The organism is Streptomyces sp. B3I8, assembly GCF_030816915.1.
Classification (GTDB): domain Bacteria; phylum Actinomycetota; class Actinomycetes; order Streptomycetales; family Streptomycetaceae; genus Streptomyces.
This window is the reverse complement of sequence record NZ_JAUSYN010000002.1, coordinates 1414600-1430462: the sequence shown is the minus strand read 5'-3', so window position 1 is coordinate 1430462 and position 15863 is coordinate 1414600. Positions and strand designations below refer to the sequence as shown.

Genomic DNA, 15863 nt, shown 5'->3' with positions numbered 1-15863 from the left:
CGCTGATGAACCTCGGTCGGCAGCCGCGCATGGCGAAGTGTCCTCACTCAGGGTGTCCACGCCCTGGTTCGACGAGACCGGCGGTGAGAGTTCCTGGCTCCCGGGGATGTCTACCCCGGTGACAGTGGCGGGACCGCGCCGGATTCGCACCGGCTTCCTCTCCTGCCGCCGTATTGGCTTCGGCAGTTCACCACGCCCCCCGACACCAGTCAACCTGGCCCTGACCTGCTGTGCGGAGTCCCACACGTACGCCGGCGCCCGTCCCGGGGGCATGCGAAGGGGGGTGGGGACGAAAACCGCCCCCACCCCCCTCACGTCGTCGCGCCATCACGCTCGCGGGGTCACATGGTCACGTGGTCACGTGGGTTCACGGTCCGTCAGGCCACGATCAGTTGGATGCCGTACGCGACCGCGGCCGCACACGCGGCGAAGCACGCGTACGCCCCCGTGGTGGCGAGCACTGCGCTCCCGCCCCGCGCGGACTCCTTCTTGGTGAGTCCCACGATGCCGAGCGTGAACAGACCCACCAGTCCCACCGTCACCACGAGAGAGACCCCGAACACTGATCCGAGCGCTACCCAGTCGATCTTCATGATGTCCGTTCCTCACACCGCGGCGGGACGAGTCGGTTCCGCCGCGGACCCGGTGTCCGGAGCGGGAATGGTGGTCTGCAACCCCGTGGCCACCGTGCCGCCGGCGGCCGTGGCGACGGCAGGTGCGGCGGCGACAGCCGTGCCGACGACGGTCGCCCCGGCGCCGTCCGCGGCGATGATCGGGCCCGCCGGCGGCGGCGCCACCGCGGCGATGGCCGCGGTCACGACGCCCGGCGACTCGACGTCGACGTCTGCGACGGAGTCCAGGTCATTGACGTTGTCCACGGTCACCGGCTTGCGGCGGGACAGCACCCAGATCGTCCCCGCCCCCGCGAGCAGCAGCGCGCCGGTCACGACCGTGCCCCACGTGCCCTGCTTGGTGAGCAGTTCCGCCCCGGCGCCGACCAGTCCCGCCGCGGGCAGCGTCAGGCACCAGGCGACGACCATGCGGGTCGCGGTGGACCAGCGGACCACCGCGCCCCGGCGGCCGAGTCCGGAGCCCATCACCGCGCCGGAGCAGACCTGGGTGGTGGAGAGCGAGAAGCCGATGTGGGAGGAGGCGAGGATCGCCGTCGCCGCACTGGTCTGCGCGGCGAATCCCTGCGGCGGCGCCAGGTCGGTCAGCCCCTTGCCGAGGGTCCGGATGATCCGCCAGCCGCCCAGGTAGGTGCCGAGCGCTATGGCCGTGCCCGCCGAGAAGATCACCCACATCGGCGGGTTGGAACCGGGGGAGAGGACGCCGCCGGTGACCAGGGCGAGGGTGATGATGCCCATGGTCTTCTGCGCGTCGTTGGTGCCGTGCGCGAGGGAGACCAGGCCGGCCGAGGCGATCTGCCCGGCCCGGTACCCCTTCGCGGTGGCCTTCTCGTCGGCCCGATTGCCGATGGCGTACGTCAGCCGGGTCGCCAGCATCGCGGCGAGACCGGCCACGACCGGCGCGGCGACCGCGGGAAGGAGGATCTTGGTGACGACGGTCGAGCCGTTCACCGACGACCAGCCGGCCGACATGACCGCCGCGCCGATCAGACCGCCGAACAGTGCGTGGGAGGAGCTGGAGGGGAGACCCAGCAGCCAGGTCAGCAGATTCCACAGGATCGCGCCGACGAGAGCGGCGAAGATCACTTCGGTTCGAAGGCCCTCTTCGTCGATGATGCCGCCGGAGATCGTCTTGGCGACCTCCACGGAGAGGAACGCGCCGACGAGGTTCAGCACGGCGGACATGGCCACCGCCGTCTTGGGCCTCAGAGCGCCGGTCGAGATGGTGGTGGCCATCGCGTTGGCCGTGTCGTGGAAACCGTTCGTGAAGTCGAACGCGAGTGCGGTGACAATCACGATACCCAGGAGGAGCGTGATGTGTTCCATTTACCCAGGCTTCTGTTGGACGTCAGTGGCCCTTGGACCGTAGGCAACCTGGGTGAACGGCAGGTGAACTGGGGCAGGCGGTGTGGTGACCCCAACGAGGTGCCGGGGTTCCGCTTACCCGGCGGCGTCCGGGTACCGGTCCCGACGGTGCCCGGGTGCCGCCGCTCCCCGAGGGCACCTCAGCCGCGCGCGAACCGCTTCAGTCCGGCGAGGGAACCGTGGAAGACGTTCTGGTCGCCGGGCAGGGTGCCCTTGGTGGCGTACTGCCAGAACGTCCAGGTCGTCCAGCCGCCGGGCAGGGCGCCCGTGTCGGAGGCGTCGTGCCGGGCGATCCACAGCGCGTGGTCACCGGCGAAGACGGTGCTGTCACCGGTGCACAGCCGCCACCAGTCGGCCGTGGTGTACAGCACGGGGCGGCGCCCGGTCAGCCCCAGTACCTCGTCGCTGAACGACCTGATCCAGCGCACCATGGCGGTCCTGCCCAGCCCGTAGCACCTCTGCGTGCCGTACGGGTTGTACTCCATGTCCAGCGCGGGCGGCAGGGTCCGCCCGTCCGCGCGCCAGGCACCGCCGTTGCGCACGAAGTACGCCGCCTGCGCGGCACCGGAGGACCTGTCGGGCACCGCGAAGTGGTACGCGCCCCGCAGGATGCCGGCGGCGCGCGCCCCGGCGTACTGCTCCTCGAAGGCGGGGTTGCGGTAGTCGGTGGACTCGGTCGCCTTGACGTAGACGAACCGCGCCCCGTCCCCTCCCGCCCGTGTCCAGTCGACGCCGCGCTGGTGCGAGGAGACGTCGTGTCCCCTCGGCGGGTCGGCGGCGGCGCGGGCGGACCCCGCTCCGACGGCGAGGAGCGCGGCGCAGAGGGCGAGCGTGAAGGCGCGGGCGGTGGGGCGTGCGGTCATGAATCCCCCGGTGAGTGTGGTGCGGGCGGGCGCCGGGGACTGTCGTGCGCGTGGCGTGCATGCGTCGCGCAAGCCGTGTGTACGCGCCCGCGCACGGACGGTCCCGCGGAAGCCCCAGAGAGTAATCGAAGGTCACCGTAAATCAGCCCATCATCATTCAATCGGCTCATAGAGGGGTGTTCGCGGGCGTAAGCGCCGGTGTACACGCCGGGACGCGCGCATTGCCTGGCATGATCGCGCCATGGCTGAGCAGCGACGGGAACGTGAACGGCGGCAGGGGGAACGTCGGCGGGGGAAAGGGAAGCGACAGGAGGACCGGGCGGTCGGCGGGGACGAGGTGGACCGTGCCTGGGACGCCCTCGTCGCCACCGCCCGCCGGACGGTCGCCGACGGACTGGTCGTCGGCACCTCGGGCAACGTGTCGGTACGGGTGGGGGACACGGTGCTGGTCACCCCCACGGGGGTGCCGTACGACAGGCTGGGCCCCGATGACGCGGTCGGCGTCGGACTCGACGGCCGTCAGGTGCTCGGCACGCTGCGGCCGACCAGCGAACTCCCCATGCACCTCGCGGTGTACCGCGACACCGGCGCACGCGCGATCGTGCACACGCACGCGGTGCACTCGACGGCGGTCTCCACCCTCGTCCGCGAACTGCCGCTGATCCACTACATGGCCGCGGCCCTCGGCGGCCCGGTCCGGGTCGCCCCCTATGCCACGTACGGCACCGCCGAACTGGCCGGGAACGTGCTCCGCGCCCTCGCCGGCCGCACCGCCTGCCTGCTGCAGAACCACGGCACCCTCGCCCACGGCGACACCCTCGACCAGGCGTACGACCGCACGGCACAACTGGAATGGATGTGCCGGCTCTGGCTCATCGCGACCGCGTCACCCGCGGGCCCGCCCAGCCTCCTGACGCCGTCCCAACTGGACGAGGTCACCGCCGGTTTGCGGAACTACGGGCAACCGGACGCCCCCTGAGGGGCGCTCGGAGGCGTTCCGGGGCGCTCCGCTGGCCGAAGCCCGCCTCAACCACGACACTGGACCGGTGCGCACTGTCAGGCCGACGGCCGCCGCCGTCACCGTAGCCCTCGCGGCCGGCCTCGTCGGCGTCGGCGCCGCCGGCGTCGCGGCCGGCCGCCTCGCCGCCGACGCCGCGCTCAAGGCGCCCCCCGGCCGCCCCCTGCCCACCGAACCCCGCCTCACCGTGCACGCCACGGCCGCGGGCCAGATCACCCTGACCCGTGCCCTCGCCTCCCGGCGCCCCGGCACCTACGGCCTCGTCGGCAACGGCGTGCACGCGGTCGTCGGCCAGGTCCTCCCCGGGGCCCCGCCCTCCGCCGACACGGTCGTACGCCGCCTCGAACGCGTCACCCACGGCACGCTGGAGACCGGCGACAGGGTCAGGTTCACCCCCGCCCTGTACCTCGGCGACCCGGGCACCGCCCTCGGGCTCGACCACACCGACGTGGACGTGCCCGGCGAACTCGGCCCGCTCCCGGCGTGGTGCGTGCCGGGCGCGCGGGACACCTGGGTGATCGCCGTGCACGGGCTCGGTGCCACCCGGGTCCACTCGATGAACCTGATGCGCTTCCTGCACGGCGACCGCTTCACCGTCCTCGCCCCCGCCCACCGGGGGGATCCGGACGCGCCCCGCCCGCCGGACGGTCTGCACCACCTCGGGGACACCGAGTGGCGGGACGTGGACGCCGCGCTCCACCACGCCGTGCGCCACGGCGCCCGGCAGGTGGTGCTGTACGGCTGGTCGACCGGCGCGACCATGGCGCTGACCACCGCGGCCCGCTCCGAGCTGCGGGACCGCGTGGTGGGGCTGGTGCTCGACTCGCCCGTGCTCGACCGGGAGGCGACGCTGCGCGCGCTGGCCGCCGCACGGCACACGCCCGGCTTCCTGCTGCCGCTCGCGGTACGAGCTGCCCAGGCAAGGATGCGGTGGGACGCGCAGCGGCTGCGGCAGGCGGTGGACCCGGCGCGGCTCACGAAGCCCGTGCTGATCCTCCACGGGCCGGGGGACTCCGTCGCACCCTGGGGGACCTCGCGGCGGCTGGCGGCGCAGCGGCCGGAACTGGTCACGCTGCACGTGGTGCGGGAGGGGGCGCACGGTGCCATGTGGAACGCCGACCCCGAGGGGTACGAGGACGCGTTGCGGCGCTTCCTGACCCCACTGGTGTGACCTCGCTGGTGTGACTGCACCGGTGCGACCCCATTGGTTCGCCTCACTGGTGCGAGTCGCCGACCGACCGCGCCTCGCGCCCCGGAGGGGTGCGCCCGGGCCGCCGTCACCTCTTGTCGCGGTTCGGCCCGGTTTGCTTCCGGTTGGCGGGTCGCGGGACGGTGGTTGCGCAGCCCCCGCGGTGCGGCGGGGGGCCGGCATCCGCATTCCGTTTGGGTTTTCGGACCGTCAACCGGAAGACTGCCCCTGTGACGTCCCGTACCCCGCGCGACTCCAGGCTCCGTCTCGTCCGCCCGCGGCCCCTGGCCGCCGCTCCCCGAGCGGTGAACCAGCACCGCACGCGCCGCCCCGCGCCCCGGCCGCCGGAGGGCACCCCGCCACCGGCGGAACTGGCCCGCATGGCCCGCGCCCGGCTGGCCGCCGCCGCCACGATCGCCCGCTGGGCCGACACCGCCCTGCGCCCGGGCCGCGACGGAGCCGGATCCGACGGCGGGGGCACCCTCTCCGACCGGACCTCCGAATCCGCCGCGGCCGAACTGGGACTGACCGTCGCTCAGGTACGCGCCGACTGGGACACGGCACGCCTCGCCGGTCTCGTCGAGGTGCACGGCGACAGCGCCCGCTCCGGCTGGCGGCTGCGCGCCTGGGACCGAGACGACAGCGCCGTCCTGCGCGGCTGGGTCGCCCTCTTCGACGCCTGGTCGCTGGCCACCCCGGAACCCTCGGACCGGGAGCACGCCGACGTCGCCGAGGTCGTCTCCGCGATGCCACAGCTCCTCTCCTTCCTCCAGCTCTCCGCCGGCCCCGTTCCGGTGGAGCAGCTCCTCGACCTGCTGCGCCAGCGCGTCACCGAACTGCGCACCGAACGCTGCGAGGTCCCCTACGGCCCGGTGCCCGAGCCCGTCGCCCCGTCCGACGGCGCCCTCGTGGCCGTCGACGCCACCGCCCTGGCCGTGTCGCCCGCACCTCCCGAGCCCGCCGACGCCGCCACCCTCGCCCCGCTCCTCGACTGGGCGCTGCGGGCGCTCGCCTCCGTCGGGGCGCTGACCTACGGCGACGGACAGGCCACGCTCACCCCGCTCGGCAGCTGGGCGGTGTGGGTCAAGCTCGAGCAGATCTGCGTGGCCGCGCAGAGCCCGGCCGGCAACATCGAGGTCGCCGCCGAGGACATGCTCCGCGGCTGCGCCCAGCTCCGCCCCAACGCCGCCCGCGCCGAGTACCGTGCCTGGCTCGCCGCCCGCCCCGTCGGCGGCGCGGTCACCGAACTCCTCGAGGCCGCCCGCGGCGAGGACGCGCTGCTGCGCGGCCTGGCCTTCGAGGCGCTGCGCGTCGTCGGCGCCCCCGCCGAACCCGACGTGCGCGCCGCCGCCGAGGAGGCCGGACTGCGCCCCTACGCCCTGCTCTGGCTCGCCGAGCAGGAGGGCGTCGACCCCGAGGACGCCCACGAGGTGCTCACCCGCGAGGAGGCCACCTGGCTGTGGGTGGACACCGCCGCCGCCGTCGCCGACCACGGGGAGGCGCCGCTCCTCGTACGCCACCTGGAGTCCGCCGTGCAGCCCACCGTGCCCGCGCTCCTGGACGAGGTGCGGGCCGTGGGCCACCCGCGCACGGTGCAGGTACTCGTCGCCCTCGCCGCCGCCCACCCCGACCCGGCGCTGGCCAGAGCCGTGCGAAGAGCCGCTTTCCAGGTCCACACCGGCGGCTGACCCCACGGCCCCCCGCCCCCAGGTTCTCCGCCCGGCCGCTCCGCCCGGGAACCGGTGCCCGTCGGGTGATTGGTGTCCGCCCGGGAACCGGTCACTGTCCGGGAACCGGTCCCCTCCCTAGGATCCGATCTCCGGCGCGTACGTGCCGAAGCTCCAGATGGTGCCCTCCACGTCCCGGGCCATGTAGTCCCGTGAGCCGTAGTCCTGGTCCGTCGGGGGCGTCAGGATCTCCGCGCCGTGCTCCACGGCTCTGCGGTGGTGCGCGTCCACGTCGTCCACCACGACGTACACCCCGGCCGGGCCGCCGCCCTTCATCACCTCGTCGAACCGGCCGCCCCGGCCCTTGGAGCCGAGCATCACCGCGCCGTTGCCCTGCACCAGTTCGGCGTGCACCACCTTGCCGTCCTCGCCCTCGTACACGGCGAGTTCGGTGAAGCCGAACGCCGCGGTCAGCTGACGGATCGCCGCCGACGCGTCCGCGTACAACAACGTGGGGAAGACGCTCGGACGCCTGCCACCCGTGCCTGCCATGCCGTTCACGCTCCCTTCGCGGCCTTCGTCTCCCGCGCTCCGCACGCCCGGAATGTGGCCTGCTTCACAGTCTGGCACCCGCCACTGACAACGCCCCGGGAATCGGCACGGCCGTACCCAGGAGGAGTACGCGAGCAGCGCGTACGGCACGGGGCGGCGGGCCCGCGGGCGGCCCCGCGGACGGGATAAACCCCTTGCGCACCCCCGTTAGACTTGGCCCATGGCCATTCTCCTCGCGCATTAGACAGCGGAGACGTCCTCAGCCGCCCGTCCCGCCTCACCCGCTACTGGAGTCTGTCCGTGATTTCCGCTTCCGGCATCGAGCTGCGTGCCGGTGCCCGCGTCCTCATCGAGTCCGCCACCTTCCGCGTCGCCAAGGGCGACCGCATCGGCCTGGTCGGGCGCAACGGCGCCGGCAAGACCACCCTCACCAAGGTCCTGGCCGGCGAAGGCATGCCCGCCGCGGGCACCGTCACCCGGTCCGGTGAGGTCGGCTACCTCCCGCAGGACCCCCGCACCGGCGACCTCGACGTGCTCGCCCGCGACCGCATCCTCTCCGCGCGCGGCCTCGACACACTGCTGCGCAAGATGCGCGACAACGAGCAGCGCATCGCCAACGGCCAGGGCGCCACGCGGGAGAAGGCGCTGAAGCAGTACGAGCGCCAGGAGACCGAGTTCCTCACCAAGGGCGGGTACTCCGCCGAGGCCGAGGCCGCCACCATCGCCGCCGCGCTCAACCTGCCCGACCGCGTGCTCGGCCAGCCCCTGCACACGCTCTCCGGCGGCCAGCGCCGCCGCATCGAGCTGGCCCGCATCCTGTTCTCCGACGCGGACACCCTGCTGCTGGACGAGCCCACCAACCACCTCGACGCCGACTCGATCATCTGGCTGCGGGACTACCTGCGGAGCTACCGCGGCGGCTTCATCGTCATCTCCCACGACGTCGACCTGGTCGAGACGGTCGTCAACAAGGTGTTCTACCTGGACGCCAACCGCTCCCAGATCGACGTCTACAACATGGGCTGGAGGCTGTACCAGCAGCAGCGCGAGGCCGACGAGAAGCGCCGCAAGCGGGAGCGGCAGAACGCCGAGAAGAAGGCCGCCGCACTCCACTCGCAGGCCGACAAGATGCGCGCCAAGGCCACCAAGACGGTGGCCGCGCAGAACATGGCCCGCCGCGCCGACAAGCTCCTGGCCGGTCTGGAGGCGGTCCGCCAGTCCGACAAGGTCGCCAAGCTCCGGTTCCCCGAGCCGGCCTCCTGCGGCAAGACCCCGCTCATGGCGGAGGGCCTGTCGAAGTCGTACGGCTCCCTGGAGATCTTCACCGACGTCGACCTGGCGGTCGACAAGGGCTCCCGAGTCGTCATCCTCGGCCTCAACGGCGCCGGCAAGACGACGCTGCTGCGGCTGCTGGGCGGCGTCGAGCAGCCCGACACCGGCGCGGTCGTCCCCGGCCACGGCCTCAAGCTCGGCTACTACGCGCAGGAGCACGAGACCCTCGACCCCGAGCGCACGGTGCTGGAGAACATGCGGTCGGCCGCGCCCGACATGGACCTCGTCGAGGTCCGCAAGGTGCTCGGCTCGTTCCTGTTCTCCGGCGACGACGTCGACAAGCCTGCCAGGGTCCTCTCCGGCGGGGAGAAGACGCGGCTCGCGCTGGCGACCCTCGTCGTGTCGTCCGCGAACGTGCTGCTCCTGGACGAGCCCACGAACAACCTCGACCCGGCCAGCCGCGAGGAGATCCTCGGCGCCCTGCGCACCTACAAGGGCGCGGTCGTCCTGGTCACCCACGACGAGGGCGCGGTGGAGGCGCTGCAGCCGGAGCGGATCATCCTGCTTCCGGACGGCGTCGAGGATCTGTGGGGTTCCGACTACGCGGACCTGGTCGCCCTCGCCTGAGGATGATCACTTGCGCATGGATCATTCGACCCACGCGTGATCCACCATCTGCGTGAGATCTCCTCGTACCCCGGTGCGTCGCGCACCGATCTTCCGGCCGGGTCCCCCTTCCGCGGGGGCCCGGCCGTCGCACGTCCGTGACCTGCTGGTTCGTGGGCGCGCTCGTGCGGGCGTACGGGAAAACAGTGATCGGAATACATCCCTCCGTTTGTGGGGACCCGCTCCTGTCGTCAAAACCGTCTCTCATCGACCTTGCCGAATGGGTGGCCAACCCGCCCCGGAGGGGTGATCATGAGAGGACCAGAGCGCACTTCCCATGAGGAGGCACGGGTGGCCGAGACTCTGAAGAAGGGCAGCCGGGTGACCGGCGCCGCGCGCGACAAGCTCGCGGCAGACCTGAAGAAGAAGTACGACTCCGGTGCGAGCATCCGGGCGCTGGCCGAGGAGACCGGCCGCTCGTATGGCTTCGTGCACCGGATGCTCAGCGAGTCGGGCGTCACGCTGCGTGGACGCGGTGGAGCGACCCGGGGAAAGAAGTCCACCTCCGCCTGAGGCCCTCGAGCCTGGGGCGGTCATCGGTTCTCCGATGGTGACCACCCGGACGGTCGGGCGACCGACCGGGTGGTTACTGTGCAGTCACTTGGGATGCCGTCGTACGGCGTCCCCGACGACCGCACCCCTTCGGAGGCGCCCCATGGCTTCGCTCGGACTCGACCTCGAACCGGTACTCGACAAGAACGGCGTACGCCTGACCGTTGACGACGCGATCGCCACGGTCACGCTGACCAACCCCGCCAAGCTCAACGTCCAGAGCCCCGCTCTGTGGCGCACGCTGATCGAGGTCGGCCGGCTGTTGCCGGGTTCGGTGCGGGTGGTCGTGCTGCGCGGAGAGGGCAAGTCCTTCTCGGCGGGGCTCGACCGGCAGATGTTCACGCCCGAGGGAATTCCCGGCGAGCCCTCGTTCATCGGCCTCGCCCGGAGCGACGACGCCGAACTGGACGCCACGATCGCCGCGTACCAGGAGGCGTTCACCTGGTGGCGGCGCACCGACATCGTGTCCGTCGCCGCCGTGCAGGGGCATGCCATCGGCGCCGGTTTCCAGCTCGCGCTCGCCTGTGACCTGCGCGTCGTCGCCGACGACGTGCGGTTCGCCATGCGCGAGACCAGCCTCGGCCTGGTGCCGGACCTCACGGGAACGTACCCGCTCGTCGCGCTGGTCGGGTACGCCCGCGCGCTGGAGATCTGCGCGACCGGGCGCTTCGTCCACGCGCAGGAGGCCGTGAACACAGGCCTGGCCAACGCCGCGGTCCCCGTCGCGCAGCTCGACGACGCGGTGCGCGACCTCGTGGACGCGCTGCTCGCGGCCCCGAGGGACGCCGTCGTCGAGACGAAGGCGCTGCTGCAGGGGGCGGCCGACCGTACGTACGACGCGCAGCGCGCGGCGGAACGGGCCGCGCAGGCCCGTCGGCTCCGAGACCTGGCGGACCTCGGCGACTGACCCGGGTCGCTCGCGCAGTTCCCGCGCACCAGAAGGGGCGCGGGGAACTGCGCGACGAGTCACGACGTACCCCGGCACCCGCCGCACATCCCGCGCGCTGTGAGCCGAGGTCCGTTCGGGGCCCAGGGGCAGAGCCCCTCGAGGGACGGGAAGGGCAGGGGCGGCGGGCGCGCGAAAAAGCCCCTCAGAACCCCCGCAGTGCCCCGCCGTCCACCGGCAGCATCAGCCCCGTCAGATAGGACGCCGCCGGCGACAGCGCGAACGCCGCCACCCGCCCGAACTCCTCCGGCCTCCCGTACCGCCGCAGCGGAATCCGCGACTCCTGCTCCCGGCGCGTGGCCGCCGGGTCCGCGGAGGCCGCGTCCAGTTCCCGCACCCGGTCCGTGTCGATCCGGGCCGGCAGCAGCCCCACCACCCGGATCCCCCGCGGCCCCAGTTCGTCCGCCAGCGACTTGGCGAGCCCCGCCAGCCCCGGCCGCAGCCCGTTGGAGATCGTCAGCCCGGGAACCGGCTCGTACACCGAGCCCGACAGTACGAACCCGATGACCCCGCCCTCCGTCAGCTCCGCCGCGGCCGTCCGCGCCATCCGTACCGCGCCCATGAACACGGACTCGAACGCGGCGCTCCACTGCGCGTCCGTGTTGTCGGCCGCGAATCCCGGCGGCGGCCCGCCCACGCTGACCAGCACCCCGTGGAAGCCGGCGAAGTGCTCGCGCGCGGCCGCGATCAACCGGGCCGGTGCCTCCGGGTCGCCGTTGTCCGCGGCCACCCCCACCGCGTTCGGCCCCAGCTCCGCGGCGGCCGCGGCCGCGGTCCTCTCGTCCCGCCCGGTGAGCACCACCTTGGCTCCGTCGGCGACCAGTTCCCGCGCCGTGGCGTTGCCCAGCCCCCGGGTCGCCCCGGTGGCCACGTACACACGGTCCTTCAGTCCAAGATCCATGGCCCTATCCTGCCTCGCCGCCCACTCCGCGCACACCCGCCTCCGGGGGGCCTACCGCTGGGGGGAACGCGGGACTGGCCCCCTTGCCGCCGTACAGGCACAGCGCCGTGTTCACCAGACCCAGATGGCTGAACGCCTGCGGGAAGTTGCCGAGCTGGCGGCCGTCCACGGGGTCGTACTCCTCGGCGAGCAGCCCGACGTCGTTGGCGAGGGCGACGATCCGTTCGAACAGTTCCCGGGCCTCCCGCACACGGCCCGTCAGATGCAGCGCCTCCGCCAGCCAGAACGAGCACACCAGGAACGTGCCCTCGTCGCCGGGCAGCCCGTCGACGTTCGGCCCCGCCGTGCTGTAACGGCGTACGAAGCCCTGGTGGCCGAGTTCCGCGCGGACCGCGTCGACGGTGCCGACCACCCGTGGGTCCTCCGGCGGCAGGAAGCCGACCCGGGGGATGAGCAGCAGCGAGGCGTCCAGCTCCTTCGAGCCGTAGAACTGGGTGAACGTGTTCCGCTCCGGGTCGTACCCCCGCGTGCACACCTCCCGGTGCACCTCGTCCCGCATCGCCCGCCAGCCGTCGAGGTCGCCGCCGAGCTTGGGGTTGCCCTCCAGTGCGCGCACCGCGCGGTCGGCGGCCACCCATGCCATCACCTTGGAGTACACGAAATGCCTCCGGCCGCCGCGCACCTCCCACAGGCCCTCGTCGGGCTGTTTCCAGGCGGTGCGCAGGAAGTCCATCAGCGCCCGCTGCACCTGCCACATGTGCGGCTTGGCGGGCAGCCCGGCGGCGAGCCCGAGCGAGAGCGAGTCGATGACCTCGCCGTACACGTCCAGCTGGAGCTGGGTCACCGCGTCGTTGCCGATCCGCACGGGGGAGGAGCCGGCGTAGCCGGACAGCCAGGGCAGCTCCACCTCGCGCAGCCGCCGCTCGCCCGAGAGGCCGTACATGATCTGGAGGTCGGCGGGGTCGCCGGCGACCGCGCGCAGCAGCCAGTTACGCCACGCCTCGGCCTCGTCCAGATAGCCGGCGCCGAGGAGCGCGTTCAGGGTGAGCGTGGAGTCGCGCAGCCAGGCGTAGCGGTAGTCCCAGTTGCGGACCCCGCCGAGCTGCTCGGGCAGCGAGGTGGTCGGCGCGGCGACGATGCCGCCGGTCGGCCGGTAGGTGAGTGCTTTGAGAGTGATCAGGGAGCGCACGACGGCGTCCCGGTGCGGTCCGTCGTAGCGGCACCTGGCCGCCCATGCCTGCCAGTCGGACAGGCTGGTGCGCAGGGCGTTGTACGGGTCGACGAGCCGGGGACGCGGCTCGTGCGAGGGGTGCCAGGTGAGGACGAAGGCGACCTTCTCGCCCTCGTGCACGGTGAACTCCGAGTGCGTGCAGAAGTCCTCGCCCCAGGTGCGCACCGGGGGCTCGCTGCGCAGCCAGACCGCGTCGGGTCCGGCGACCGCCACGCGGTGGCCGTCGGTGCGGCGCATCCAGGGGACGATCGAGCCGTAGTCGAAGCGCAGCCGGAGCGCGCCGCGCATGGTGACGGTGCCGGACAGGCCCTCGACGATGCGGACGACGTCGGGGGCGCGGTCGCGCTGCGGCATCAGGTCGGTGACGCGGACCGATCCCTCGGGGGTGTCCCACTCGGTGTCCAGGACGAGGGAGTCGGGGCGGTAGGCCCGCCGGGCGCAGACGTCGGCCCCCTGGGGCGCCAGCCGCCAGTGCCCGTTGTGCTTGTCGCCCAGCAGGGCGGCGAAACAGGCCCCGGAGTCGAACCGGGGCAGGCAGAGCCAGTCGATGGAACCGGACCTGCTGACCAGCGCGGCGGTCTGTTCGTCACCGATGAGGGCGTAGTCCTCGATGCGCGACTTCATGCGCCTCGGGGTTCCCGGAACGGGGCCGGCGCAATCACCCAGGCCGGGGGCGGGCGGGAGCGACGGGAGCGGCCGGGGTGGACACCACGCCGGTGCGGGCCCCGGCGTGCGCCTCCCGCCGGGGCCCGCACCGCTGCGGGTGGGCCTGCGCTCCTGCGGGCCGGCCCACGCCGTCGGCTCCTGCGGGTCGGCCTACGCCGTCGCGGGTTCCCGCGATTCCGTCGTGTCCTCCTCGCGCTCCGCGCCCGCCCTGTCCCGTGCCTCGCGCCGGGCCAGGACGACCCAGCCCACCGGAACGCCCGCGGAGAACAGCCACCACTGGACGGCGTACGCCATGTGGGGGCCGATGTCGCTGTGGTCGGGGTCCGGGATCAGCTCCGGGCTGTCCCCCTTGGGCTTCGGGGCCGTCAGCTCGACGTAGCCGCCGAGCACCGGCCTGCCTAGCCGGCCGGCCTCCACCCGGCTGTTGATCAGCATGACCTGGCGGTCGGGGAGACCCTTGACGTTCTTGATGCCGCTGTCGGCGGTCGTCTGGTCCGGCATCAGCCGTCCGGTGACGGTGAGCTCACCGCGTGCGGGCGCCGGGATCTTCGGGAACTCGGTCTGCGCGCCGTCCGCCGGGACCCAGCCCCGGTTGACCAGCAGTACCTTGCCGTCGTCCAGGACGAACGGGGTCAGCACGTGGTAGCCGACCTCGCCGTCGGTGTTCGTACGGCGCCGCACGACGACCTCGTGCGCGGTGTCGAAGGTGCCCCTGGCGGTCACCCTGCGGTACAGGTCGACGTGCTCGACCTTCCCGCCCGGGGAGGTGAGCGACTCGGCGGGCACCGGCTTCGCCGCCAGCGAGTCGCCTATCACCTTGTTCAGCGCCACCTTGTGCTGGTGCCGGTGCAGCTGCCAGAAGCCCAGCTCGATCATCGTCGGGATGAGCAGGAGTGCGATGAGGGTGAGGATCACCCACTGCCGGGACAACAGGAAGCGGTACACCCGTCGACGGTACCTCTTGCCTGAAAGCCTGCGGCCGGTAGGGTCCCCCGGCACCCGGCGTCACACCTTGTCGGTGATGCCCGCCCTCCCCTCCGCGCGGGCACAGTGCGCGCCGCAGTACCAGTGGCCCTCCACCTCGACGCCCTGACCGATGATCTGCACACGGCAGTGCTCGCAGATCGGGGCCATCCGGTGGATCGCGCAGGAGAAGCAGTCGAAGACGTGCACGGCACCCTGTGCGTGCACCTCGAACGTCATGCCGTAGTCGTTTCCGCAGACCTCGCAACGTGCCATGGGGGACAGGGTGCGGTGCCGCCCCGCACCGGGCGGGCGACCTCCGGGGCGAGTCGCCGCACCGTCACCCGTACGTCCGGTATGCCGCTTACGCCCGCTTACGCCTTTTCGCCTCTACGGGTTCCGCGGCCGGTGCGACGTTCTGCAGCAACTGGCCGAAGGCCGCCTCGTCGACCACCGGCGTGCCGAACTGCCGGGCCTTGACCACCTTCGACGTGCCCGAGTCGGGGTCGTTGGTGACGAGCAGACTGGTGAGGCGGGACAGGCTCGTCGCCACGTGCAGCCCGGCGTCGACCGCGCGGTCCTCCAGCAGTTCGCGGTCGACCGAGGTGTCGCCGGAGAACGCCACCCGCATGCCCTGCCTGAGCGGTTCCCCGGCCTCGTACCGGCCGGGGTTGGGGTAGGGGCACGGCGGCAGCTTGCGGGACTGGCGCCAGCTCCCGGGCCGCGGGCCGTCCGGGGACGTGGCCTGGTGGCCGATGCGCGGCGTGGCGGACCACTCGGTGAGCGGCAGGCACTCCAGCAGCGGCAGCCGGACGTTGTCCCGCGCCGCCGCGTGCAGGCTCGGCCGGAACGCCTCGGCGAGTACACGCGCGTCGTCCAGCGCGTGGTGCGCCCGACGCTGCACGACGCCGAAGTGGGCCGCCAGGGTCTCCAGCTTGTGGTTGGGCAGCGGCAGCGCCAGCGCCTTGGACAGCGCGATCGTGCACAGCCGCTGACGGACCGGAGGTTCGTGGCCCGCCCGCGCGTACTCCCGGGCGATCATCGACCAGTCGAAGACCGCGTTGTGCGCGACGAGCACCCGGCCCGCCAGCCGGGCCGCGAACTCCTCGGCCACCTCGTGGAACAGGGGCGCCCCTTCGAGCGCCTCGCTCGTCAGACCGTGTATCCACACGGGACCGGGATCGCGCTCCGGGTTGACCGTCGTGTACCAGTGGTCCTCGACCTCGCCGCGCGCGTCCAGCCGGTAGACGGCCGCCGAGATGATGCGGTCGTCCCGCGCCAGACCGGTGGTCTCCACGTCGACGACCGCGTACCCCTGTGGATACGCGGCCGGCCAGGAGGCCGGGGGCGCTGCGATCGTAGGGTCTTCGAGCATGGTCAATG

The 15863-nt window shown here is 72.7% G+C and carries 15 protein-coding genes and 1 riboswitch; of the genes, 6 read left to right on the top strand and 9 right to left on the bottom strand.

Annotation, left to right across the window (positions count from 1 at the left end):
• Positions 1-66 precede the first annotated feature (66 nt).
• Positions 67-208, bottom strand: a riboswitch (cobalamin riboswitch).
• Between the two features lie 169 nt (positions 209-377).
• The 3 genes from QFZ64_RS08660 to QFZ64_RS08650 all read right to left on the bottom strand — a co-directional run bounded on the left by QFZ64_RS08660 (position 378) and on the right by QFZ64_RS08650 (position 2857).
• Positions 378-593, bottom strand: coding sequence for a hypothetical protein (locus QFZ64_RS08660; protein ID WP_307064025.1), 216 nt, complete (start codon positions 591-593; stop codon positions 378-380).
• 12 nt (positions 594-605) lie between these two features.
• Positions 606-1955 (bottom strand): inorganic phosphate transporter, encoded by a 1350-nt coding sequence (locus tag QFZ64_RS08655; RefSeq protein ID WP_307064023.1) that lies wholly within the window; start codon positions 1953-1955, stop codon positions 606-608.
• A gap of 179 nt (positions 1956-2134) precedes the next feature.
• Entirely contained in the window at positions 2135-2857 is a 723-nt protein-coding gene (locus QFZ64_RS08650) for a lysozyme (RefSeq protein ID WP_307064021.1), read from the bottom strand.
• Between the two features lie 241 nt (positions 2858-3098).
• On the opposite strand from QFZ64_RS08650, the gene QFZ64_RS08645 reads away from it, so the two are divergent.
• The 3 genes from QFZ64_RS08645 (at position 3099) to QFZ64_RS08635 (ending at position 6752) form a co-directional block, all read left to right on the top strand.
• Positions 3099-3836 (top strand): class II aldolase/adducin family protein, encoded by a 738-nt coding sequence (locus QFZ64_RS08645; RefSeq protein WP_307064019.1) that lies wholly within the window; start codon positions 3099-3101, stop codon positions 3834-3836.
• 67 nt (positions 3837-3903) lie between these two features.
• Complete coding sequence (locus tag QFZ64_RS08640) at positions 3904-5046, top strand: alpha/beta hydrolase (protein ID WP_307064017.1); 1143 nt, start codon at positions 3904-3906, stop codon at positions 5044-5046.
• Between the two features lie 248 nt (positions 5047-5294).
• Entirely contained in the window at positions 5295-6752 is a 1458-nt protein-coding gene (locus tag QFZ64_RS08635) for a hypothetical protein (RefSeq protein WP_307064015.1), read from the top strand.
• A 117-nt stretch (positions 6753-6869) separates the two neighbouring features.
• Here QFZ64_RS08635 and QFZ64_RS08630 read toward each other — a convergent pair whose 3' ends face one another.
• Positions 6870-7283 carry a VOC family protein gene (locus QFZ64_RS08630; protein ID WP_307064013.1) on the bottom strand — a complete coding sequence of 138 codons (414 nt, stop codon included), beginning with the start codon at positions 7281-7283 and terminating at the stop codon, positions 6870-6872.
• A gap of 300 nt (positions 7284-7583) precedes the next feature.
• Here QFZ64_RS08630 and QFZ64_RS08625 point away from each other — a divergent pair, with 300 nt between their 5' ends.
• The 3 genes from QFZ64_RS08625 (at position 7584) to QFZ64_RS08615 (ending at position 10680) form a co-directional block, all read left to right on the top strand.
• Positions 7584-9182 carry an ABC-F family ATP-binding cassette domain-containing protein gene (locus QFZ64_RS08625; RefSeq protein ID WP_307064010.1) on the top strand — a complete coding sequence of 533 codons (1599 nt, stop codon included), beginning with the start codon at positions 7584-7586 and terminating at the stop codon, positions 9180-9182.
• A 330-nt stretch (positions 9183-9512) separates the two neighbouring features.
• Complete coding sequence (locus QFZ64_RS08620) at positions 9513-9734, top strand: helix-turn-helix domain-containing protein (RefSeq protein ID WP_030378959.1); 222 nt, start codon at positions 9513-9515, stop codon at positions 9732-9734.
• A 142-nt stretch (positions 9735-9876) separates the two neighbouring features.
• On the top strand, positions 9877-10680 hold the full coding sequence (locus QFZ64_RS08615; protein WP_307064007.1) for an enoyl-CoA hydratase/isomerase family protein: 804 nt from the start codon (positions 9877-9879) through the stop codon (positions 10678-10680).
• Between the two features lie 184 nt (positions 10681-10864).
• Here the strand turns inward: QFZ64_RS08615 and QFZ64_RS08610 are convergent, their stop codons facing one another.
• The 5 genes from QFZ64_RS08610 to QFZ64_RS08590 form a co-directional block, all read right to left on the bottom strand.
• Complete coding sequence (locus tag QFZ64_RS08610) at positions 10865-11620, bottom strand: SDR family oxidoreductase (RefSeq protein WP_307064005.1); 756 nt, start codon at positions 11618-11620, stop codon at positions 10865-10867.
• 4 nt (positions 11621-11624) lie between these two features.
• Positions 11625-13475 carry a glycoside hydrolase family 15 protein gene (locus QFZ64_RS08605; protein WP_307064003.1) on the bottom strand — a complete coding sequence of 617 codons (1851 nt, stop codon included), beginning with the start codon at positions 13473-13475 and terminating at the stop codon, positions 11625-11627.
• A gap of 192 nt (positions 13476-13667) precedes the next feature.
• The gene (locus QFZ64_RS08600) at positions 13668-14462 is read right to left on the bottom strand and encodes an SURF1 family protein (RefSeq protein WP_307064001.1); all 795 of its coding nucleotides are present in this window, start codon (positions 14460-14462) and stop codon (positions 13668-13670) included.
• A 60-nt stretch (positions 14463-14522) separates the two neighbouring features.
• Positions 14523-14756: a hypothetical protein gene (locus tag QFZ64_RS08595; protein ID WP_307063999.1), complete on the bottom strand. Its 234-nt coding sequence runs from the start codon at positions 14754-14756 to the stop codon at positions 14523-14525.
• 88 nt (positions 14757-14844) lie between these two features.
• Entirely contained in the window at positions 14845-15855 is a 1011-nt protein-coding gene (locus QFZ64_RS08590; RefSeq protein ID WP_307063997.1) for a DEDDh family exonuclease, read from the bottom strand.
• Between the last annotated feature and the right edge of the window lie 8 nt (positions 15856-15863).